This is a genomic window from Flavicella sediminum, from assembly GCF_006381105.1.
GTDB lineage: Bacteria > Bacteroidota > Bacteroidia > Flavobacteriales > Flavobacteriaceae > Flavicella > Flavicella sediminum.
Map to the genome: position 1 here is coordinate 796,963 of NZ_VDET01000002.1, position 24,097 is coordinate 821,059.

Here is a 24,097-nt window from a genome sequence, read left to right on the forward strand (position 1 = left end):
TTTTCAATGCTACTTATTTCTCTCCTTTCAACCAAAGCATTTGAAAAGGCTGTAAAACAATATTGGCACTACTTATTTTTTCAACAGCACCTACGGCTAAAATATCCGTTAAAGGAAATGAAATTGATTCTGGCAAAACACATGCTACTTCTTCATCAGAAAAATTATGTAGGGCTAAAACTCTTTCTTTGCCGTTGATGCAACGTTGATCTACAGCAAAAATTGCAGTACCTAGATCTAAAAACTCAAAGGAACCAAAAGGATTAAAAGCGGCTTCATTGATACGAATAGAAATCAATCGCTTATAGCTATCCAACATTTTTTTTGCTAAAGTCCCTTCCCTTTCCAGTTCTTTTTCTAACCAATCAATATGGTATTTCTCTCTATTAATTGTTCTATTCACACCAGAATGCTTTACCCCATCGTGGTAATTTCTAGAACCCACCAAAGAATGGAAATAAATTCCTGGAACACCTGGCATAGCCAATACAGAAGCTTGTGCTAAAAACATTCTTTTGTAACGAAGCTCATCATTTTCTTTAGGATGTGTTAGCGCATCCATATAACTACAGTTCAATTCGTACGGACTTTTGCTTCCATCGGCATCGGTTTTATAAGAAACCAATCCACCATGTTCTTTTACCGAATCGCCAATAAATTGAACTTCTTCATCTGTTAAAATTCCTTTTACAGGTCGTAAGCCAATACCATCATGACTGGCAGTAAAATTAAAGAAACACACTTTATCACTTGGAAGCGCTAAGGTTTTTGCCCATTTGGTTAAAGTTTCTGTATTCTGATTTAAAATAGAATGCACCAATAATGGAGGCAAGGCAAAATTATACACCATTTGCGCTTCGTCATCACCACTTCCAAAATAGGAAACATTTTCATGATGTGGCACATTGGTTTCTGTAATAATAATAACTTCTGGCGCCACTTCATGCAGCACTTCTCGCATCAACTGAATCAACTCATGCGTTTGTTCTAGATGCACACATTCCGTTCCAATTTCTTTCCAAATAAAAGCAATCGCATCCAATCGAATTAGAGTTGCACCTTTTTCTACATAATAAAAAAGAGCATCCAATACATTTCTTAAAACTCTATGACTTTTATAATTTAAATCGACTTGATCTTTGCTAAAGGTTGTCCATACATGTCTAATTTTCCCATTGCTATCCACAAACTCACTCAGCAAAGGCAAAGCTCGTGGTCGTACTACCTTACTTAAATCTAGGGAAGGATCTACTTCTGTAAAAAAATCTTGAAAATACGGATCGCCTTCTAAAAAAGCTTTGAACCAATCGGAAAACTGAGAAATATGGTTGATCACGCCATCCACCATCAATCGGTATTCGCCACTAATTTCTTCAATTTCTTTCCACGACCCCATTTTAGGATCGACCGCCCCATAATTCACCACAGAAAATCCATCATCAGAAGAATACGGGTAAAATGGCAAAATATGTACAGAGTTTACAATTCCCTTTAAATGCTTATCCATAAAGTCTTTTAAGGTTTGTAATGAAGGTTCATAGTCTTTATTTACCTGGTCTCCATAAGTTATCAAAATGACATCTTTTTCACTTAATTGATAGTCCTTTGATTGAATTCTCGATTTGTATTTAAAAATCAAATCGATGATGCTATCCACAGCTCTATCCGCAATTTCAGGTGCGTATAGTTTGTGAAGTCTTTTATTTATTGTGTGTTCTTTGTCGGAAATATGTATCATAATTAGGCATTGTCTTTTCGAACGTATTCTACAAATTTTTCTGAAAATTGAGGCATTACAGACCTTACGGTAATCCATGAAGATAAAGAAGGAGTTCCCATTGGATCTTCATAAAATTCTTCTGAAGCTTCTTTGATGGCATCTTGAAAAGCCTCAACAGCTTTTATTTCTTTTTCTCTTACATAATCCAAAGCATTTAATTTGCTTAAGGCATTGTATTTTGAAATTTCAAATCTAGACTCTTGGAAATAGGTTGCTAACAAAGTTTTAAAAGAGCCTTTTGAAAAAACGACACCTTCTTGTGAGAGCACTCTAAATAGGGTTTTCGCAATATCATTAGACATTTTATAAATTCCATTTTGTCCACCCTGATCGCCAAGCTCTTGATGCTTGTGTTCATAACTTTCCATGATTTCGGTTTGACAAATTCTTCTGTTTGAGGTGTTTTTATACACCTCACTCAAAGTAGAAACTTCCAAGCCCCAAGTTGGTGAAATAGCGATACCACGAGCTAAGGATCTTATAAATGAAAATTCACCAGATAAAGAATATCGGAAGCTATCCATATAATCCAAATACTTATTTTTTCCATACACCTTCGTTAAAGATTTTATCAAAGGAGTGTACAACAATCGGGTAGCTCTACCGTGTAATTTATTGGTAACTCTTGAATAAAAACCCTTGTTAAATTCAAAATCCAACCCAGGATGCACAATAGGATAAAACAATCTGGCAGGCACTTCGCGGGTGTAATTTACAATATCACAATCGTGTAAAGCAAACGCATAGGCGTCTTTATCAGCCAAGGCACAGCCCAACATGGTCCAAACATTTCTACCTTTTCCAGGGGTGTCCAATCCAGGAAAACCTTCCGCAGTTAAATCGGCATACAATTCTTTTATTCTAGGCCCATCATTCCATAAAACATCTACCTTACAAGGCAAAACAGACATCATTTTTTTTACTTTGATAAATTGCTCCTCTGTGGCTTGATCCAAGCCTAAAATAATTTTGTAAAGATATTTTACATGTTTTAATTCGTCAATAATTTTATGCATCGACGGCGTTTCAAACTCGGAATACAGTGCAGGTAATAACAACACCATCCCCCTTCTCTTACTCAATTTCTCTAATTCGGCTTCTATGTTTTCAATGGTTCTACCTCCTAATTTTTGTAGGGTCGTAATGACGCCATTCTGAAAAAAATCTGACATTTTAGTTTATTTTTTTAAAATTATTATGAAATCCATCACGTTTGTACCAGAAATACCTGTTACAAAATCATAGCCTATTTGTTTAAAAAAAGTATTGCTATCACTCTTTTTTAAATAAGCCTGTGGATCTAGTTCCTTATTTTTTATTTCTTTATAGATTGCCGCATCTACAAAAGCACCTGTTGCTTCAGACCTTCCATCTATCCCATCACTTCCAGCGCTTAAAATGGCTATGTTTTCAGTTATACAATCTGACAAAAGCAATCGGAGTGCCAATTCTTGATTTCGTCCTCCATAACCGTTACCCTTTACTACCGTGGTTGTTTCTCCGCCAAACAGCAAACAAAAACTATTGTATTTGGCGTCATACTTTTTAATTGTGCTACTTATAAAATCGGCAGCAGTTACTGAATCCATTTCCAAAGTAGTGGTCACTATTTCCGTTTTTTCAACCTTAGGACTAATATATTTTTCAGCTTCTAGCAAAGCAATTTCATTGTTTCCAATAATATGATGTGGAAATTGACCGTTGTACATTGGTGCAGAACCAATGGTTTGCAAATCGTCACCAATCACATCACTTAAAACCAACACAACTCCTTTGGCTTTTGTCTGATCGGCTAATTTTCCTCCTTTTATTTCTGAAATGGATTTTCTTACTGTATTTAATGCTTTGATATCAATTCCAGAAGTCAAAAGTGCTGCAGATATTTTTCTAAAATCATCCAAAGTCAGTCCGCTTACAGGTTTTTCTATCATTGCTGAAGCCCCACCTGACAATAAGAAAACGAAAACATCATTTTCCTTTAATTGCGACATGCCTTCCAGTAATAAATCGGCCGCCGCTATACTTTTTTCAGAAACCAAAGGATGTGTAGAAGTAAAATGTTTGATGTATTGTAAATCTCCTGTTGAAGTAGACACAACAACACCACCAGAAATTTTATCTTTTAAAATAACCTCACATTCTTTCGCCATGTCAAAAGCTGCTTTTCCCACTCCAAAAACAAAAAACCGACCGTCATTTTCTACGATATAATCTGTAGTTGCAAGGCGAATTGTATTTCCATTAATGGCGATATTATCTTTTATCAAAGACACTGCTTTTACTTTTTCTAATGCCTTAAAGTAAATTTCTTCTAATTCAGTTCTATACATTTTTTAAAATCATTTCGTTCCAACCTTTAGCTCCTTTAAAACTCGACTTCTGTAGTTTTGCATTCATCAAATTCACATATTCTCCTTTATGATTTTGAATGGCAATGGGGATGTTTACACTATTTAATAAAGGAATATCGTTTTCCCCATCTCCCAAACCAATAGATTTCACTTCTTCTTGATACATTTCTTCAAAAATTGCGACACACATTTCAACAGCTCTGCCTTTGTCTTGATTTTCACCAATCAAATGGTAAAAGCGTCCGCCTTTGGTGATTTTCAAACCCTGCATTTCAGCAAGTTTTTCTAGTCGTTGCAAATCCGAATCTTTTTCCAATACAAAAGGTTCTGTAAAATTTCGTTGCTGGGCTGTTTTTGCATTTTCTTCCGACAAACCCGTAAGTTCCATCACTTTTTCAACAGTCATATCACTAAAACCTAGCAGACCAAATTCTTTTTTATGGTACTCATAAAAAGTCAATACTTGTTTATAAGAAACTCCAAGTTGCAATATATAATAGGCTTCAAAGGCTTCTAAGAAAGAAAAATCAAAACCCTTATAATTTTTAGGAATAAATAAGGCGGCACCATTTTCAACGATAAAAGGTTCTGCTACACCTACTTTCTGTTGCAGTAGTTCCACTTCTATTTTTGTTTTACTTGTGGTAAAAACTAAGGGAATTTCATTTTTAAAAATCTGTTCCAAAGCAGCTTTAGATGCCGCAAATGAATAATCATCGTGGTTTAAAAAAGTACCATCTAAATCTGTAAATACAATTGTTTTCATAGTTCAAATCCATATTTAAAACAACAGGACAATTGCAAGTAGAATGCTGTCTCTATTGAAAGTAGAAGCGACAACCGCTTTAACTTGCAACAAAACTAAATCATTTTTAAAGAAATAAACCTGTTAAAAAACAGGGTTTACCTTGCTCCTTTCCCACTTATAATTGAAATTAAATTTACCACGCGAGAATTTCAGAAAGAAAAGTATGTAAAACAAAAAACCATCTATCAGATGATAGATGGTTTTCCTTGGAGGCGTCGAGCGGATTCGAACCGCTGTAGATGGTTTTGCAGACCACTGCCTAGCCACTCGGCCACAACGCCATTGCGGATGCAAATTTAGTTATTTTTCCTGTTTGAACAAGAACTTTTTAATATAATTATTTTCTTCGCTTTGTAAGTACGATTGTTACCTGCTCCACATCCCCGCCAATTGGTGGATTTATCTTAGAAACAGAGACTTTTACCTTCTTTACAATTGCGATTTCATTCAATACTCTATCTAAAATTCTTTTGGCAACATGCTCTAATAATTCCGATCTTATCGCCATTTCTTGCTTTACAATCAAATTTAAATGCACATAATCTACCGTATCTGCCAATTTATCAGAAATAGATGAAGCTTTTAAATCGGCTTTTACTTCCACATCTACTCTATAATCTGAACCAATTTTTGCTTCTTCCTCTAAACAACCATGATACGCATATACACGAATGTTTTCTACTTTAATTGTTCCCATATTTTTATTTAGGCCACAAATTTAGCAAACAAAAAAAGAAAACCGCTTTTAAATCCCATTCTATTTTCCATAAAAAAATGTCGAAACAATTTTAGTATTTCGACATTTCTAAGAAACTAATCCAAAGAACCATCTCTTTTTCTTCGTTTCAATCCTGTGATGTGTTCTGCCATAAAACGTTGCATAAACGACATCTTCTTTAGTTCATTTGGGCGACTCAAGTCGGTGCGATAATTTTTTATTTTACGAATCATCTTCCCCGAATAATACTGTCTCCCCCAACCTGTTGGAGACTTCACTTCACGAGCATCACCTTCAAACAAACTAGCATCTAATGTTTGATCTGTCATAATTTTTCAATTTTAAAGTGAAACATGAGGAACTAGCTAGCGAAAAACGCAATCTATAAGTTACAAAAAATTGAGCCATTATTTGCATAAAACCCCTATTATTTTTACAAGTTCGCGCTTTAAAAGCCTTACTATTCTCACTAATTTCAGTAAATTTGCCACTTTAATTAACAATTCAACTTGTTGAAGATGACAGAAGAAAAAAAGTCTTTGAACTTTATAGAACAAATCATTGAAGAAGATTTAAACAATGGTTTATCGCAAGAAAAATTGCGTTTTCGTTTCCCCCCAGAACCGAATGGTTATTTACATATAGGGCATGCAGCTTCTATTTGTTTAAACTTTGGTTTGGGATTGAAATACAACGCCCCTGTAAACTTACGTTTCGACGATACAAACCCTGCCAAAGAAGAGCAGGAATATGTAGACGCTATTAGAAGAGATGTAAAATGGTTAGGGTTTCAATGGGATCAGGAATTCTTTTCATCAGACTATTTTCAGCAATTGTATGATTGGACCATTGAAATTATAAAAGACGGAAAAGCGTATATAGACAACCAATCTTCAGAAGATATGGCTACCCAAAAGGGAACGCCAACAACACTTGGAACCAACAGTCCGAATAGAGATCGTTCTGTTGAAGAAAATTTAGCGCTTTTTCAAAAAATGAAAGACGGCGAATTGGAAGAAGGTTCTCATGTGTTAAGAGCAAAAATTGACATGCAGCATGTAAACATGCATATGCGTGACCCAATTATGTATCGTATTTTAAAAAGAGAACACCATAGAACTGGAAATGATTGGTGTATTTACCCAATGTACGACTGGACACATGGTGAGTCAGATTATTTAGAACAAATTTCTCACTCTATTTGTACTTTAGAATTTAAAAGTCATAGAGATTTATACGATTGGTACGTAGACCAAGTTGTAGACACGAATAAACTAAGACCTAAACAACGTGAATTTGCCCGTAGAAACTTGAGCTATACGGTAATGAGCAAGCGTAAACTGTTACAATTGGTTGAAGAAGGCGTGGTAAACGGTTGGGATGACCCACGTATGCCAACTATTTCAGGTTTACGAAGAAGAGGATATACAGCCAATGCCATTCGAAAATTTAGCGAAACAGCTGGAATTTCAAAAAGAGACAATGTTACGGATGTTGCGCTATTAGAATATTGCATCAAAGATGATTTGAACAAATCGGCACCCCGTGTGATGGCTGTTTTAGATCCTTTAAAATTGGTCATTACCAATTACCCAGAAGGAAAAGAAGAGTGGGTAACTGCTGAAAACAACCCAGAAGACGAAAATGCAGGTACTAGAGAAGTTCCTTTTTCTAAAGAAATTTATATTGAAAAGGAAGATTTTAGAGAACAAGCCAATAAAAAATTCTTCCGTTTAAAATTAGGCGGTGAGGTTCGTTTGAAAAACACCTACATTATCAAAGCAAATGATGTTGTAAAAGACGCTTCAGGAAATATCACAGAAGTTCATTGTACCTATGATGAAGACTCTAAAAGTGGTAGCGGAACAGAAGCTAGTAAGCGTAGAGTAAAAGGAACCTTGCATTGGGTTTCTATTCAACATGCCGTAAAAGCGGAAGTTAGAATGTACGATCGTTTGTTTAGCGACGAAGCACCTGACAGTCATAAAGACAAAGATTTTAAAGAATTTATCAACCCAAATTCTTTAACAATAGGAAGTGCTTTTGTAGAGCCTAGTTTGACATCAGCGCTTGCTGGTGATAAATTCCAATTCCAAAGAAAAGGATATTTCTGTGCCGACCTAGACAGCAATGCTGAGCAATTAGTGTTTAACAAAACAGTTGGATTAACAGACTCATGGGCCAAACAAGAAAAAAAATCGAGCGCCCCTGCTAAAAATGATTCTTTTGAAAAAGTGGGACCAATTGCAGGTAAATTTTTAAAAGCAAGAAGTGACGAAGAGCGAGATGCCTTTAAAGCAGAAATTGCTGACTTGGCGAAAAACATTCCTTTTGACGCATTAATTGCCTCTTTCTCTACGGCAAAATCGAATAAAGAATTATTGTCTTGTTTGTTGGTGTTGCCTCATATAGAAACAAAAGAAGATGAAAACTTTGCTAGTTTTATAAAAACAAGCTTAGGATCTAACAATTCTACCATAAAAGTTGAAGTCGTTAAATATGTGATTAGCAATACTTGGTTGCTCACAAAATTTGACGCTCTTTTACAAAACTTAAAAACAGAAGATAAAAATCCTTTTGTAAGAAGTTTGTTGGAAGAAGCTTTGTAATACTTCATAGAGCCTGTCGAAATAGATATTAACTTCGACAGGCTTCTTTTTTAGCGCTAACAAATACTGTCTGCCTATTTAATAAGACCAACCTTAAAAGCATAAAAATGATTCAAACAGAAGAAACATTTATCTCGCAAACCATCCTTCATAAAATAGGAAACAAGCATACGGAAATAGACAATTTTGTTTCGAACAACTTGTTAAATACGGAAGATGAAGACTTGTATAAATTGTTGTTTTCTATGAGTTTGAAGCCGTTTGGTAAAATCAATGAATTTTACAATTTCACACATAGCACACATCTTTCAATGAATGAAATGTATACCTATTGCAGTGAAGTTTTTGAGGATCCAAATAATTTTATCACCAACAGTAAATACATAGCCCAACATTTATTTGAACAATCTTCACATCCTCAAATAAAAACAGGTGATTTGATTGTCTCTTATTTTTCAGATATTTTTATCAAAGGAGAATTGGTCGATGCTATCGGGATTTTAAAAATAGAAAAACGTACCGCTTTCTTTCAAACACAAAAAGATGGGAAGGATATTTTTTTAGAAATAGACAAAGGCATCAATCCAGGAAAAATTGACAAAGGTTGTTTGATTTTAAATACGGAAAAAGAAAATGGTTTTACCGTTTTAAGCATTGACAACAACAATTACGACGCCACTTATTGGAAGGAACATTTTTTAAATATAACCTACGCCGATGATGACAATGCACAAACCAAGCATTTTTTAGACATGTGTAAGACCTTTTCTAGCACGGTTGTAAAAGAAGAGTTAGGAAAACAAGAGCAGGCTGAATTTTTAAGCACTACTGTTGGTTATTTTTCAGAAAAAGATGTAGTGAGTCCTAAAGAATTTGAAGAAACTGTTTTTGCACATAACGACAGTATTCGAAATGCTTTTATTGAATACAAAGAATTGTTTGAAGACAAAAAACAAATTGATTTTTGGGATGAATTCCAGGTGTCAAATTCCGTATTTGAATCGCAAAAAAGGAAAATCAAAAATGAAATTAAGTTGGATACACATATCCAAATAAAATTAGATTTAGAAAATCCAGCTAGTACCAAGGAGTATTTAGAAAAAGGTTTTGATGAAGAAAAGCAAATGCATTTTTACAAGGTGTATTTTAACAACGAACTGTAATAAATCGAATTCCAAAATACTGCTGCTCCCTAAAAATACGTCAAGCTTTTTTAGAGCACTTTTACCGTCTTTAAAATAGCCTCCAACTCAAACATAAAATCACGTTTTTCAACAGAAGGTGCATAGGTAAATCCTTCTAAAACAATCCATCTTTTATTTGCCGTATCACGAAGGATAAAACTGACAAAGGGCCCAGCCATAAAATCATTCATCAATTCCCATTTACCATAGGTTTTAAAAGTATTTTTTTCATCTAAAGTTGTTTTGTAAACCCTAGGTTTTGTTGCTTTTTCAGTAATCATGTACATCCCTTCTTTGCTTCCAGGTAAAAACTTCTTCCCTATAGAATCTCTGATTTGAACCACTGTTTCTAAAATATTTTCTGGTTCATTTTCCATTGGAACCGAATACACCAAAATATTTGATCTCCCGTCTCCTTTTGCAATTCCTCCAGATAAATATTGACGTAGCCATAGAAATTCTCCAGTATCTTCAACCGTTCTAAAAAACGTAGGAATAGTCATTTCAACACCCAGCTGTGTTAAGGTTTTATACTTTCCTTTCGCGAAAGATTTTTTAGCAATTTTATCCTGAATATTCGCAATGTCCGATTTCTTAAATACAGCAATCAATTCATCTTTATACAAGTCAAGCGTATTTATAATTTCTTCTTCCGTAGGTCCTACAATTCTAACAATTTGTTGCGGCCTTGCGTAATGATCTCTTTTTGTTTGAAAGGCGTTTAGGGTATCTATTTCTACAATTAGAATATTTCTACTTGTTCTAAACATTTTCCCAAAAGAATTCGAAGGAATTTGAGAAACATCAAATTGATTTTCTTCTTGTGGCAAACCAATAACGGGAGTCATGATAATCTCCTTCAACTTTCCTCCTACTTCACCCTGCCATTTGCTATTGTCCATTACAATTAACAAATGGTTCATTCTTCCATTGGAATCAGAAATTACCGGTTTGGCATTTTTATTTTCACAACCCACCAATGCAACAAAAGTAAGCAGACCTAAAAGTATGTTTTTCATAGTATGTTTTTCTCAATTAAAAATTTGCAATTACAAGGATTTCTGATAAATATAGAGTTTTTTACCTGGCACAATATTCCCTCTATCACCAATACCATTCCAATCCTTCAATTCTTGTATGGTAATTTTTGGATATTTTTTTGAGATGCTCCAAAGTGAATCTCCTTTTTTTACGGTATAACTAATTTTCTCTCCTTTACCTGCCACAGGCTTCTTCGACTTTGTGCTGCTTGAAGTTTTTGCCACCGTAAAATTCAAACGCTTTGGATAAATCGTTAAGCGCTTACCGATACTAATATTAGAAGTACGCATGCTGTTCCATTTTTTTATATCCGAAACACGAACTCCGTATCTATTCGCAATTTTCCCCAAATAATCGCCGCTTTTAACCGTATAACGAATTCTTTGGCTCATTTCAAAATATTGCGGAAGTGGTTTTTCTCTTGCAGCTTCTTCTTTGGCCGCCAATTCATAAATCGCAGCTTCATTTTCTACAAAGGTCCCAATATGTTCTTTTGGCAACCGAATGGTATAATTTCGATCTTTTACAAAAGGAACGATGTCCAATTTGTATTCAGGGTTCAAAAATTGCAACATCTCCACACTTACATTCAAAGTTTCGTTTAATTGATCAAAAGTCAACAATCTTTTTGGTTGAATGGTATCTGTTGCAAAATGATATGTCATAGGTGCTACAGGTTGAATATTATGTTCTTCTGCATATTCAAAAATATACATGGTTGCATAAAATGCTGGTAAATACCCCGCTGTTTCCGAAGGTAAAAACGGACGAATATTCCAATAATTTCGGTGACCACCAGATCGTCTAATAGCTTTGGAAACATTTCCGGGTCCAGAATTATAGGCTGCTAAAGCCAAATCCCAGTCGTTAAAAGTTTTGTACAGACTTTCTAAATATTTACAAGCAGCTTCTGCAGATTTTACAGGGTCTTGACGTTCATCAACATACGAACTGATATTTAAGCCAAACTGTTTTCCCGTTTGATACATAAATTGCCAAATTCCCGTAGCGCCTACCCACGACTTTGCTCTAGGATTTAAAGCAGATTCCACAACCGCTAAATATTTTATTTCTAAAGGAATATCATACTTGTCCAAATATTTTTCAAACATTGGAAAATAGTATTTAGAACGAGCCATCATTTTAGGATAGTATTTAACTCTTGTTTTTAAATACGACTTGATCAATCTTTCCAAGTCTGGATTGTAAGCCAAGTCAAACGGAGTTTGAGCATCCAATAATTTCAATCGTTCTTTTAACAGCTCTGTTGACAGTTCAATATCTGCCATAGACACTTCCTTTTCTTGGCCTTCATAATAAACCGGTAAGGCTTCAAAAAGCGGAGAACTGTACATGGTTTCCAACCACAAGCTATCCACTACAACTGAATAATCTTCCAAAACTTCTTGTTTGGCGAGACTGTCCAATGCTACATCTTGAATTTGTAAGCTATCCAATACAAGCTCCTGTATTTTTAAACTATCTACATTTCTTACTATGGAATCAGATACCGCTTCTTGCGCATGCAAACTTCCCACCAACAACCCAAATATCAGGCTCAAACATTTTCCTTTTCTCATTCCTTATCGCAATAATTTGCAGATTTTTTTTATTCGTTTAAAAGCTTTGAGACTTCATCCAAATTCGGTGATAAAATAATTTCAATTCTTCTGTTCTTCGCTTTTCCTGCGGCAGAAGCATTGCTAGCTACAGGTACAAATTCTCCTCTACCTGCTGCCGTAATTTGTTTTGCTGAAACATTCGCTTTTTCTAAAATACGAACAATAGCCGTGGCTCTTTTAACAGATAAATCCCAATTGTCTTTAATTACGGGTCCGCTATACGGCACATTGTCTGTATGTCCTTCAATCAATACTTTGATATCAGGATTGTCGACCAACACACTTGCCAATTCTTTGACAGCATTTGCTCCATTAGCACCTACGGCCCAACTTCCAGAGTTGAACAATAATTTATTTTCCATAGAAACATATACATTTCCATTTTTATTAACTACCGTCAATCCCTTGCCTTCAAAACCTTTTAAAGCATTGGAAACTGCACTTTTTAAACGTTGCATTGCCGCTTCTTTATCAGCAATTAATTTTTCTAATTCATCTATTTTTTTTGAACGAGCCGTTAACTGTCCTTCTAAGGTTCTTAAACGTGCACCTTCTTCCATAAGTTCCGTTTCTTTTTCTTCTAATTTTGTTAGAAGATCTCTATTTTCTTTGGCATTAGAAGCCAAAGCCGAAGAACTATTAGAAGCTAATAAATCATAAGTCTTTTTTAATTCTTCGTACGATTTTCTTAAGGCGCCCGTTTCACGCTGCAAAGCTTTTTTATCTTGCTTCGCATTGGCATACTTTTCCTCTAATCCTTTTAAATAATCATCGTATTTATTTTTGTCAGCCAACAATTGATCATTTTTTTCTAACAATTCTTTTTTCTCATCTGACAACTGATTGTATTTATCTTCTAAATCGACAAATAATTTTTTTGAGACACATGAAGTTGACAATACGGCAACAACAAGTAAAATAACTGCATTTTTTATCATCTTATTAATTTTATAGGGTATTTACTCTTTTATTTCAACAACAATCGGACAGTGATCGGAATGTTTGGCTTCTGGCAAAATATACGCTCTTTCCAAACGATCTCTTAAAGATTCGGTAAGCATGTGGTAATCAATCCTCCAACCTTTATTATTATTTCTTGCGTTGGCGCGGTAACTCCACCAGCTATAATGATCGGGTTCTTTATTTAATTCTCTAAAACTATCTATAAATCCACTTTTAATAAAGTTTCCAATCCATTCTCTTTCCACGGGTAAAAACCCTGAAACACCTTTCATTTTTGGATTGTGAATATCAATTTCTTCATGACAAATATTATAATCACCACAAACAATTAAATTTGGCACTTCTTTTTTTAGCTCATTGGCATACTTCTGAAAATCGGCCATGTACTGTAATTTAAAATCCAAACGAGCATCATTGGTTCCAGAAGGCAAATACATACTCATAATAGAAACGGTTTCAAAATCGACTCTAATATTTCGACCTTCAAAATCCATGGTTTCTATACCGGTTCCATAAACTACATTTTTAGGTTCCGTTTTACATAAAATTGCCACACTACTGTAGCCTTTTTTTTGTGCAGAAAACCAATAATTGTAAGCATAACCTGCTTCTTCAAACAAACTTAAATCTAACTGCTCTTTATGTGCTTTTGTTTCTTGCAAACAAATTACATCAGGATTCGCAGCCGTCAACCATTCTATAAATCCTTTTTTAAGAGCTGCTCTAATTCCGTTTACGTTGTAAGATATTATTTTCATGTATGCGAATCTATTGTATTATTGATTTTTTGACTTGTATAAAAGTCGTAATTCTTTTCTTTTTATTTTGTTTGAAGCTGTGCGCGGCAAGTTATTAATTTTCACCAAATCTACCACTTTGAACAACGGATTTAATTCGGTTTTAATATATTTTTGTACTTTATTTAACGCTTCTTCCTTCGATATTTCTAGTGCTTCGACATAATACACAACTAAAGAACTTGGTCCACCTTCTTCTGGTGCCACAGCAATAGCTGCCGATTCTGTTACAAAATCCAAGCCATTAAGCAAGGCTTCAATTTGAACCGAACTTACTTTAATTCCTCCTAGATTCATGGCATCATCCACTCGACCGTTGGCTTTGTAATAACCATTGCTTACTATTTGCAATTCATCTCCATGCCTTCTTAATATTCTCCCTTGATAATTTGGAACTCCTTCGTAATAGGTTTTGTAATGATCTTTGTTCAAAAGCGTTGTTGAAAGTCCCATGATTGGGGGAATTAAAAATACTTCTCCCTCTTTTGCTTCCTTTCCTTCGGAATCTAACAAAACAAATTCACTGCCTAAGGTTTGACTAGAAAACTGACTGGGAATATTTTCTTGTACCAAAGTACTTGCTATATAGCCTCCACCAATTTCTGTTCCGCCACAATACTCAATAATCGGTTTATGATTTCCCAAAGACATTAAATAAGACATATCTTCCGGATTCGAAACTTCGCCTGTAGAACTAAAACACTTAATTGCCTCCCAATTGTAAAAACTCATTTGATTGGAAGCTCGCCACTGCTTTACAATACTTGGCACTACACCTAACATTGTAACTTTTGCTTCTTCAACAAATTTCCCAAATTCACTTTCCATAGGCGAACCAGCATACAACGCTATTGTTGCCTTGTTTATAAAAGCAGCAAACACCAACCAAGGGCCCATCATCCAACCTAAATTTGTAGGCCAACAAAGCACATCGTTTTTATGAATATCATGGTGGTAATATGCATCAGATGCTGATTTTATTGCTGTTGTATGATTCCAAGGAATTGCTTTTGGTGCTCCTGTAGTACCCGAAGAAAATAAAATGGTCATGGCAGCACTAGGGTTCCTTTTTACAGATGTAAACTGGGCATTAGAACTTAAAAAATCCTTCCAGTACACATCCTCTTCACTTTTTTCAATACTGTCTTTAACCGTATCAACCACCACTATTTTTATGGAAGTTGTTTTTTTTATTTTAGTGTATAATTCGTGTTTTTTTGCCCCTCGCATAAAAACATCTTGCGTACAAATTAATTTGGGTTGGGTTATTTCAAGTCGCACTTTAATTTCTTCTTCTGAAAAACTATCGGCAATAGTGGCCACAACTAAGCCTGCTTTGATTGCAGCCAAATATAGGGTAACCGCCTCTAAAGTCATGGGCATATAAATAGCAACCACATCACCCAACTGCAAGCCTTCTGCTAGCAAACCATTGGCTGTTTTATCAACCAAAGCTTCCAATTGCTTTTGCGAAATTTTCAGCAAGTCTCCGTTTTCATCTTGACAAATAATTGCTGTCCCATTTTCTTTGTTTTGAAAACAAGAATCTACAATATTCATTTTTGCACCATACAGCCATTTTGCCTTTTCCACACCTTGAGAAATATTGACAATTTCTTTGTATTTCACTTCCTGAATGATCTCCAAATTAGCGACGGTTTCTCTCCAAAAAGTTTCTTTTTTTTCCACAGACCATTTCCAAAATTCATCATAGCTTGTAAAGCCAAATGTTTGCATCATTTTGTAAATATTTGTGCTTTTAAGTATCGGTTTTGAGGGGTTCCAATGTTTCATAATTCGTTGTTAGGAAAAACTTAAAAATACAAAAAAAGTGCAAACGAAAACCGCTTGCACTTTTATCTTAAAATATGTTTTTCACCTTAAAAATCAGTCTCTTCCACGGTGGTATTTATATTCGAATCTTGCTCAGAACCCATCCCTGTTTCAGGTGCACTTGCACAATCTACTTGTACCGTTAGGTTTTCTGGTTTTTCAAAATCTTCTTGACTGATATTCAAATCTGGATCGGCATAACATTTTCTCATAAACAAAGCCCAAGTCGGTAAAGACATGGTTGCTCCTTGCCCCTGCTTTATATTTGCAAAATGAACAATAGAATCGTCACCACCTGTCCAAACACCTGTAGCTAAATTAGGAACAACTCCCATAAACCAACCATCTGTATGATTTTGAGTCGTTCCAGTTTTCCCAGCAATCGGATTGGTAAACTCATACGGATAACCTGTCGACACATTATCAGGATAACTTCCCCATTTTCCACGTAAACGAACACCAGAGCCACCTTCCGTAACCCCTTTTAGTAATTCTAAAACTACATAAGCAGATTCTTCACTTAATACTTGGTTTGTTTTTGGTGTAAATTCCTGTAATACGGTTCCATTTTTATCTTCAATACGCAATACCATCATTTGGTTTACACGCAATCCTTTATTGGCAAACATAGAATAAGCGCCTACCATTTCGTACAAACTCACATCTGCGGTTCCCAAAGCAATAGAAGGATATGCAGGAATATCAGAGGTAATACCAGCTCTTCTTGCCAAACGAACTACCGTTTTTGGACCAACTTCATGAATCAATCTAGCTGTAATAACATTTACAGAATTGGCCAACGCATCTTTTAATGTTAGCTCCCCTCCGTACTTATCTCCAGCGTTTCTCGGCGTCCAATCTTCGTCCATACCATAAGCCTCTTTTGGCACAGTATAGGGTGTATTCGGATATTTTTCACAAGGTGATTTCCCCAACTGATCAATAGCAGAGGCATATACAAAAGGTTTAAAAGTAGATCCTACTTGACGTTTTCCTTGCTTTACATGATCATACTGAAAAGATTTGTAATTAATTCCACCTACCCATGCTTTTACATGTCCAGTTTGTGGCTCAACAGACAACAGACCTGTATGTAAAAAATGCTTGTAATAACGGATAGAATCATACGGACTCATAACAGTGTCCTTTGTTCCTTTCCAAGAAAACACTTTCATTTTTTCTTTTACTTTGAACAACTTATCAATCTCTTTTCTAGATTTCCCAGCAGCTTTTAATTGACGATAGCGCTGTGTGCTTCGTACGCCCAAATCCATAATTCTATCAATAGAACCTTTATGGTCTTCTGATTCATAAAAAGGAGCTGTTGGATTTCTTTTCTGTTCTTTAAAAAAGACGCGTTGTAAATTGGATACATGTTCCTGTACCGCCTCTTCTGCATATTGCTGCATACGAGAATCAATGGTTACATATATTTTCAATCCATCTCGATACAAATTATGATAGGTTCCATCAGCTTTAGGATTATTTTTCACCCAAGTTTTCATGTAATCTCTAACATATTCTCTAAAATACGTCGCCATACCATCATAATGTTCTTCTGGCGAGAAGTTCAATTCCATTGGTAATTTCTGTAAAGAATCTTTTTCTTTTTCCGAAATGACTCCATTTCTAAACAACTGAGCAAATACCTGATCTCTTCTTCCTAAAGATTTAGCTCTAGAAATTTCTCTTTTCGGATTGTATTGTCTCGGATTTTTTAACATGGCGACTAAAACCGCAGATTCTTCAATTTTCAAATCCTTAGGTTCTTTGCCAAAATAAATACGAGAAGCCGAACGAATTCCGATGGCTCTGTACAAGAAATCGAACTTATTAAAGTACATGGTTAAAATTTCTTGCTTTGTATACTGACGCTCTAAGCGAATGGCAATGATCCATTCTTTGGATTTTTGAATAATTCTCCAAACAATATTTTTAGATCCTTCACCGTGAAACAATAATTTGGCCAATTGCTGAGTAACCGTGCTAGCACCACCGCCTTTGCCAAGCTTTGAAACAGCTCTTGCAAAACTTTGAAAATCGATTCCTGCATGCTCAAAAAAACGTTCGTCCTCAGTAGAAACTAAGGCTTGTACTAAATTTTCAGGTAAATCTTTATACTTAACAGGCGTTCTATTTTCAATAGCAATTTTACCCAATGTCTTTCCGTCACTAGATATAATTTCTGTTGCCAAATTGTGTTCAGGATTTTCTAACTCTTCAAATGTAGGAAGTTCTCCAAACACACCTAATGAAGTTAATAAAAACAGTAAGAATATGGAACCAAAACCACTTCCTACAGCAATCCAAAACCACTTGGTGTATTTTTTTAAAGATGGGTTTGTTTTTTTGACGATTTTTTTTGCACTTTTCTTAGCCATTGATCACTTTTTACTCTTTTGATTCTATTCTAAAACCTATGTCGGTAATTCCTTCTAATAATTGTATTCCTGAAATTTCATTTCTTTTTCTCATGGCTTGTTCAATTGTAATTGTATACAGACCTGAATTTGGAAAAACGAAATCTTCTTTAAAAAAAAGTTTGCTGCTTTTTAAATCTGTAAACCCTTCTCCAAGCCAATTTCCACTTACATCTGCCATCTCATATTCCAAGGTATCAATAACGGAAAAACCTGTAGGATATTCTAATTCAGTTATTAAAAAAAGGTTACTAAATGGATACTTGTTATTATTTCGAACATTGATAAACAGCTGATTACTAGAAATGGTATCCTGAATATCAAAGTCGAAACTAATTTTATGTTCTTGCTCCCATCCATTAGCCCCTACCGATTTATAAGTATCATATTTTCTTTTTGAATCGCAACTTGTAAAAAAAACAAGTGCTATCAATAAAAACGATATACTACGCATCTTTCTTCGGATTAGAATCTGGCTTGTTATTCGGATTTGGCTTTCTTCTACGATTGTTATTTCGTCTTGGTTTAGGCCTTGTTCCTTCAGCAGGTCCGTTTTTTTGAGCCTGAGGTTTCTTTTCTCCTTGTGGCTTTTTCGCTTGCGGTTGGGCTTTGGCTACTTGAGCTCCCTCTCCTTGTGGTTTATTATTGGCTCTATTTTTATTTTGTGGTCTTCTTTTCTTTGGTGGACCTTGTCTTTTTTCTTGAGGATTCGCCCCTTGTTTTGCTGCTGGAGCTCCTCCTTCTTTGTTCGGATTGTTATTTCTTCTAGGTTTATTATTGGCCCTAGGACTTCCGGTATTTGTCGCAGGTTTTGCAGCATTCGGATTTTGTCCAGTTCTAGGTTTGCGTTTTTTATTATTTCTACGCTTATTCGTTTTTGGCTTATCAAAACGCGTCAAACTATCTTGTCCAACTACATTTTCAAAATCAATTTTTGTTTCAACCACCAATTCAGATTCTAACTCTTCAAGTGTTGCTCCTTTTTCACCCGCTTTGTTCAACGTAATTATTTCGTTTACTTGCTCTAGTGTTAATTGGAACCATTTAGATCCCTCTTCTTTAGAAGTATACCATAACAGACCTTTGAAAATATCCATTTTCACGAAATAAGCTCTTCCTTTTTCAGTTTCAAGAACTGTATCTTGTTTTGGGAAACCTTTTAAAGCATCTAAATAAGAATCTAATTCAAAGTTCAAACAACATTTTAGTTTTCCACATTGTCCGGCTAATTTTTGTGGATTTAAGGATAGTTGTTGGTAACGTGCCGAAGCAGTATTTACTTTTCTAAAATCTGTCAACCAAGTTGAGCAACACAATTCTCTACCACAAGAACCTACACCTCCTAAACGAGCTGCTTCTTGTCGTAAACCAACTTGTTTCATTTCAATACGCACTCTAAACGCACTGGCTAAGTCTTTAATAAGCTGTCTAAAATCAACTCTTTCTTCTGCGGTATAATAAAAAGTTGCTTTGTTTCCATCTCCCTGAAATTCAATATCTGATAGTTTCATTTTTAAGCCCAATCGACCTAAAATTTCTCTACCTCTTTTTTGAGTTTCTTCTTCTTTTGCTCTGGCAGCTTGCCAAATTTCAATATCTTTTTGAGTGGCTTTTCTGTATATTTTTTTTATTTCTTCGCTATCTTCAGCAACTTTTTTCTTTTTCATTTGCACACGTACCAGTTCTCCTGTTAAAGAAACGGTACCGATATCGTGCCCTGGCGAGCCTTCTACAGCAATCACCTCTCCAATCGTCAATTGAAAATTATTTACATTTCTAAAAAAATGTTTTCTTCCGTTTTTAAAACGAACTTCAACAAGATCTAAAGGTTTTTGACCGCTCGGCAGCGCCATATTTGATAACCAATCGAAGACAGCAAGTTTTTCACTTCCGCTTCCACAGGTTCCTGTTCCACAATTCCCATTACTTTTGCAACCCTTTGGTACTCCATTTTCTGTTGTACCACAACTTCCACATGCCATTTAAGTATATATATTATAGAAAAGTCTAGGACTTTTTTCTGTTCATAATTTGATTATCAGACCGATACAAATGCAAAGTCTGACCTTCACTAATCAGTAAATATAGGCAATCTAAGTTAAAAAGTAAATTTAAATTTCTCACAAAAAAAAGACCTCACAATTGAGGTCTTTTAAATACTCTTAAATTATTTTTTAACGATAAATAATAATTAATTATTTTTTAAATTTTAAAGCTTCCGATCTTCCTTTTTTAAAAATTTTATTACTATTTCCTTTTCCTTTGCGCAGTTCTTTTTGCTCTTCAAAAGGCAATGCCGCAATTTCTTTGCAAGCTTCTGAACAACAAGTATTCATTTTTTCTTTGCAAGAATTGCATTGAATAAATAACAAATGACAAGCTTCATTGTCGCAATTTACATGTTCATCACAAGGGGTTCCACATTGATGGCAATTAGAAACAACATCATCAGAAATACGTTCTGCTCTTCGATGGTCAAAAACAAAATTCTTTCCTTTGAATTTATTTTCTACCCCTGTTTCTTCAACCTGGCGTACATAATTAATAATACCACCTTCTAACTGAAAAACATTTTTAAAACCTTTGTGTTTGTAATAAGCACTCGCTTTTTCACAACGAATTCCACCCGTACAATACATCAACAAATTTTTATCTTCCTTATGATCTTTTAAGTCTTCTTCAATCAAATCCAAAGAATCTCTAAAGGTATCTACATCTGGCGTTACAGCTCCATCAAAATGACCAATTTCACTTTCGTAATGGTTTCGCATATCTACACAAACCGTGTTCGGATCTTCTAACATTTTGTTGAATTCCTCTGCTTTTAAATGCACCCCAATGTCCGTTACATCAAATGTTGCATCTTCTAAACCATCGGCAACAATTTTGTTACGCACTTTTATTTTCAGCTTTAAAAAAGACTTATTGTCGTGTTCAACAGCAACATTCAAACGAATATCCTTTAAAAAAGAAATAGCATCCAATTGTTCTTTTAATTCCAAGAAGTTTTCAGCAGGAACAGAAATTTGTGCATTGATTCCTTCATAGGAGACATAGGTTCTACCTAACACTTCTAATTGATCCCATTCTAGGAATAGTTTATCTCTAAATAGTTGAGGATTTTCTATCTTGTGGTATTGATAGAAAGAAATTGTTAGACGGTCTTTTCCCGCCTCATCGATTAATTGCGCACGTTCTTCGGCGCTTAACTTATTGTACAGTTGCATGCTATACCAATTTTAGTTAGACAAATATTTTTTGCAAAAATACTAATTCCTTAGGAGTCTAACGCCTCCTGCTTCAATAAATTTCTAGCCATTCTATTTGTGAAAAATAATTACAATTCAATAAAATTTGATAAAAATTAAACAAATACATTAATTTCTACACAACAGGCTGTGCTATAACGTATAAAAGTGTAATCTTTGCAGTCTGAAATAAACAATTAAAATAGAATAAAATGAAAATAGCTGTAGTTGGTGCTACTGGAATGGTAGGAACTGTAATGTTAAAAGTATTGGCAGAAAGAAATTTTCCTGTAACAGAATTGATTCCTGTTGCATCTGCTAAATCGGCGGGTAAAAAATTAGCTTTTAAAGGAAAAGACTATACAGTTGTTACTTTAGAAGATGCTGTTGCTATGAATGCAGATATTGCTTTATTTTCTGCTGGTGGAGATACATCTTTAGAATGGGCGCCAAAATTTGCTGCAGCGGGAACTACCGTTGTAGACAATTCATCTGCATGGAGAATGGATCCTACTAAAAAATTAGTAGTCCCTGAAATTAACGGTGATGTTTTAACAAAAGAAGATAAAATTATAGCAAACCCAAACTGTTCTACAATTCAATTAGTTATGGCTTTGGCTCCTTTACATGCTAAATACCAAATGAGACGTTTAATTATTTCTACTTACCAATCTGTTTCTGGTACAGGAGTAAAAGCGGTTCAACAATTAGAAAACGAAACAAAAGGGATCAAAGGTGAAATGGCTTACCCTTATCCAATTAACAGAAATGCGATTCCTCATTGTGATGTATTCATGGAAAATGGATACACTAAAGAAGAAATGAAATTGGTTAAAGAACCTAAGAAAATTTTACGTGATGATTCATTTGCTGTAACAGCAACTGCGGTTCGTATTCCTACCGCTGGTGGGCATTCAGAATCTGTAAACGTAGAGTTTGTAAACGATTTTGATTTAGCAGACGTTCGTCAATTGTTACACGATTTCCCAGGAGTTGTTGTACAAGACAATTTAGATACAAATACGTATCCTATGCCAGCATATGCTCATGATAAGGATGAAGTTTTTGTAGGTCGTATCCGTAGAGATGAATCTTTACCAAATACATTAAATATGTGGATTGTTGCTGACAACTTAAGAAAAGGTGCTGCGACTAATACCGTTCAAATTGCTGAATATTTAGTAGCAAACGACTTGGTGTAAAACTCCGAACATGTTATAGATGATCTTAAAATCCCTATTGAATATTTTCAATAGGGATTTTTTTTAAGAAAATATTTCAAAACCAATAAAAAAACTAGAGATACATCCATAAGACTTAGTACTACGGATACAATTTCAGAAAACCAAAAAATCAATATTTCTAATCTAAACCCAGGAATATACTTGATTCGTATAACTTCAAACAATAAATCTTTTACACAAAAGGTTGTGATTCAACAATTCTTAATGAATCTCTAAGAAATCCCTCTTCACAAAAGAGAAGAGGAATTTCTTGTTTTATTCAAAAAATAAAAACTCCTTAAAATTTAAAAATTAAAAGTGCTATCCAAATATATCGTATTTTCAGTGTTGCTAATGAAAACACATCAAATGCTGAATACACTTAAATCTCTTCTAATAATTGGCGCATTACTCCTTTTTAACGCTTGCCATTCTTTAAAAAAAACAGCAAACAACAACACAAAACGTAACGGTCCTTATAAAACATACCATACCAATGGACTTGTAAATTCTAAACACACCTATAAAAATGGTGAAATTATTGATGCTGTCTATTATTATGAAACTGGTGAATTAAAAACTGACTATAGTTATAGCAAAGGCAAACGCCACGGAAAAGCATACAGGTATTTCGAGACTGGCGAAAAAAAACAAGACATCCTTTATAAAAATGGAGAACGTGACGGAATTACAAGTCAATACTATAAAAATGGAAAAATAGAATTTAATTGGCACTATCGAAAAGGCAAAATAGTTTTTTCTAATGGTTTTTATGAAACCGGTGAAAAAAAATATCAGTACGCCTACAAAAATGGATTGCGCGAAGGAAAAGGCGAAAAATATTTTAAAGATGGTACTCTAGCATTTAGCTGGCAGTATGAAAAAGGCTTGTTAATCGATTGTATTAAATACCATGATACTGGCGAAAAAAAGCAAGAGTTCCAATACAAAAACGGGAAGCTACATGGCCAATCCTTGCAGTACTATAAAATAGGACTTGTAGAAACGATATGGGAATTTTACGAAGGCAAAACCATAAATTCAACTAGTTATTACAAAACGGGAACAAAGAAAAAAATAAGAAGTTACAAAAATGGTAAAATGGATGGCAAAACCGTACAGTATTACCCGGATGGAAAATTAGAAATTGTTTGGATTTATGACCAAGGACAACTTTTAGATATGGATGGTTATTACAAAAATAAGCAAAAAAAATACGAGCATTTCTACAAAAACGGAAAACGACATGGCATTTCCTATTCCTATTATCCCAATGGAAATTTGTTATCGGAGATAGATTTTACCTTAGGAAAACCCTTAACACAGAACAACTATTATCTTTCGGGCAACATAAAACAAATTCACCAATATAAAAACGGAATAAAAAATAAAACCACTAAACAATACGATGAAAATGGAAAACTACTGTCGTTGAGCATATACGAAGATGGCAAACTGATAAAAAAAACCAATTATCCACATTAGTATATTTTAAATATT

Annotated in this window: 20 protein-coding genes and 1 tRNA gene; 5 read left to right on the forward strand and 16 right to left on the reverse strand. The window is 34.6% G+C overall.

Annotated elements, in window-relative coordinates:
• Positions 1-13 precede the first annotated feature (13 nt).
• The 7 genes from FGM02_RS03735 to FGM02_RS03765 form a co-directional block, all read right to left on the reverse strand.
• Complete coding sequence (locus FGM02_RS03735; RefSeq protein WP_139956974.1) at positions 14-1,738, reverse strand: sugar phosphorylase; 1,725 nt, start codon at positions 1,736-1,738, stop codon at positions 14-16.
• A 2-nt stretch (positions 1,739-1,740) separates the two neighbouring features.
• Entirely contained in the window at positions 1,741-2,952 is a 1,212-nt protein-coding gene (locus FGM02_RS03740) for a glycosyltransferase family protein (RefSeq protein ID WP_139956975.1), read from the reverse strand.
• Positions 2,953-2,958: 6 nt separating this feature from the next.
• Positions 2,959-4,110 (reverse strand): glycerate kinase type-2 family protein, encoded by a 1,152-nt coding sequence (locus FGM02_RS03745; protein ID WP_139956976.1) that lies wholly within the window; start codon positions 4,108-4,110, stop codon positions 2,959-2,961.
• Positions 4,103-4,897, reverse strand: a complete 795-nt coding sequence (locus tag FGM02_RS03750; RefSeq protein WP_139956977.1) for an HAD-IIB family hydrolase — start codon at positions 4,895-4,897, stop codon at positions 4,103-4,105. The genes FGM02_RS03745 and FGM02_RS03750 overlap by 8 nt, the downstream gene beginning before the upstream one ends.
• Before the next feature lie 249 nt (positions 4,898-5,146).
• A tRNA-Cys gene (locus FGM02_RS03755) sits at positions 5,147-5,220 on the reverse strand.
• A gap of 56 nt (positions 5,221-5,276) precedes the next feature.
• Positions 5,277-5,636, reverse strand: coding sequence for a dihydroneopterin aldolase (gene folB / locus FGM02_RS03760; RefSeq protein WP_139956978.1), 360 nt, complete (start codon positions 5,634-5,636; stop codon positions 5,277-5,279).
• Positions 5,637-5,752: 116 nt separating this feature from the next.
• Positions 5,753-5,986, reverse strand: coding sequence for a hypothetical protein (locus tag FGM02_RS03765; protein WP_139956979.1), 234 nt, complete (start codon positions 5,984-5,986; stop codon positions 5,753-5,755).
• Positions 5,987-6,175: 189 nt separating this feature from the next.
• Between FGM02_RS03765 and FGM02_RS03770 the strand changes: the two genes are divergently transcribed.
• Positions 6,176-8,266, forward strand: coding sequence for a glutamine--tRNA ligase/YqeY domain fusion protein (locus tag FGM02_RS03770; RefSeq protein ID WP_139956980.1), 2,091 nt, complete (start codon positions 6,176-6,178; stop codon positions 8,264-8,266).
• A gap of 107 nt (positions 8,267-8,373) precedes the next feature.
• Complete coding sequence (locus FGM02_RS03775) at positions 8,374-9,429, forward strand: nucleoid-associated protein (RefSeq protein WP_139956981.1); 1,056 nt, start codon at positions 8,374-8,376, stop codon at positions 9,427-9,429.
• Between the two features lie 50 nt (positions 9,430-9,479).
• Here FGM02_RS03775 and FGM02_RS03780 read toward each other — a convergent pair whose 3' ends face one another.
• The 9 genes from FGM02_RS03780 to trhO form a co-directional block, all read right to left on the reverse strand.
• Positions 9,480-10,469: a DUF4837 family protein gene (locus FGM02_RS03780; RefSeq protein WP_139956982.1), complete on the reverse strand. Its 990-nt coding sequence runs from the start codon at positions 10,467-10,469 to the stop codon at positions 9,480-9,482.
• Positions 10,470-10,499: 30 nt separating this feature from the next.
• Positions 10,500-12,071, reverse strand: coding sequence for a lytic transglycosylase domain-containing protein (locus tag FGM02_RS03785; protein WP_139956983.1), 1,572 nt, complete (start codon positions 12,069-12,071; stop codon positions 10,500-10,502).
• A 29-nt stretch (positions 12,072-12,100) separates the two neighbouring features.
• Positions 12,101-13,051: an OmpA/MotB family protein gene (locus FGM02_RS03790; protein ID WP_139956984.1), complete on the reverse strand. Its 951-nt coding sequence runs from the start codon at positions 13,049-13,051 to the stop codon at positions 12,101-12,103.
• Positions 13,052-13,072: 21 nt separating this feature from the next.
• Positions 13,073-13,834: an exodeoxyribonuclease III gene (locus tag FGM02_RS03795; RefSeq protein ID WP_139956985.1), complete on the reverse strand. Its 762-nt coding sequence runs from the start codon at positions 13,832-13,834 to the stop codon at positions 13,073-13,075.
• Between the two features lie 18 nt (positions 13,835-13,852).
• Positions 13,853-15,667, reverse strand: coding sequence for an AMP-binding protein (locus tag FGM02_RS03800; protein WP_139956986.1), 1,815 nt, complete (start codon positions 15,665-15,667; stop codon positions 13,853-13,855).
• A gap of 86 nt (positions 15,668-15,753) precedes the next feature.
• The gene (locus FGM02_RS03805) at positions 15,754-18,087 is read right to left on the reverse strand and encodes a penicillin-binding protein 1A (protein WP_139956987.1); all 2,334 of its coding nucleotides are present in this window, start codon (positions 18,085-18,087) and stop codon (positions 15,754-15,756) included.
• 10 nt (positions 18,088-18,097) lie between these two features.
• A complete protein-coding gene (locus FGM02_RS03810; protein WP_139956988.1) occupies positions 18,098-18,580 on the reverse strand; it encodes a gliding motility lipoprotein GldH in 483 nt (160 codons plus the stop codon).
• Positions 18,573-20,108 carry a PSP1 domain-containing protein gene (gene ricT, locus FGM02_RS03815; RefSeq protein ID WP_139956989.1) on the reverse strand — a complete coding sequence of 512 codons (1,536 nt, stop codon included), beginning with the start codon at positions 20,106-20,108 and terminating at the stop codon, positions 18,573-18,575. Before ricT ends, FGM02_RS03810 begins: the two co-directional genes overlap by 8 nt.
• Positions 20,109-20,321: 213 nt before the next feature.
• Positions 20,322-21,353: an oxygen-dependent tRNA uridine(34) hydroxylase TrhO gene (gene trhO / locus FGM02_RS03820; protein ID WP_139956990.1), complete on the reverse strand. Its 1,032-nt coding sequence runs from the start codon at positions 21,351-21,353 to the stop codon at positions 20,322-20,324.
• A gap of 233 nt (positions 21,354-21,586) precedes the next feature.
• Here trhO and FGM02_RS03825 point away from each other — a divergent pair, with 233 nt between their 5' ends.
• From FGM02_RS03825 to FGM02_RS03835, 3 genes are all read left to right on the forward strand, one after another.
• Positions 21,587-22,576, forward strand: coding sequence for an aspartate-semialdehyde dehydrogenase (locus FGM02_RS03825; RefSeq protein ID WP_139956991.1), 990 nt, complete (start codon positions 21,587-21,589; stop codon positions 22,574-22,576).
• Between the two features lie 108 nt (positions 22,577-22,684).
• Positions 22,685-22,834 carry a T9SS type A sorting domain-containing protein gene (locus FGM02_RS18400; RefSeq protein ID WP_139957754.1) on the forward strand — a complete coding sequence of 50 codons (150 nt, stop codon included), beginning with the start codon at positions 22,685-22,687 and terminating at the stop codon, positions 22,832-22,834.
• A 132-nt stretch (positions 22,835-22,966) separates the two neighbouring features.
• Positions 22,967-24,082, forward strand: a complete 1,116-nt coding sequence (locus tag FGM02_RS03835) for a toxin-antitoxin system YwqK family antitoxin (protein ID WP_166461128.1) — start codon at positions 22,967-22,969, stop codon at positions 24,080-24,082.
• Positions 24,083-24,097 lie beyond the last annotated feature (15 nt).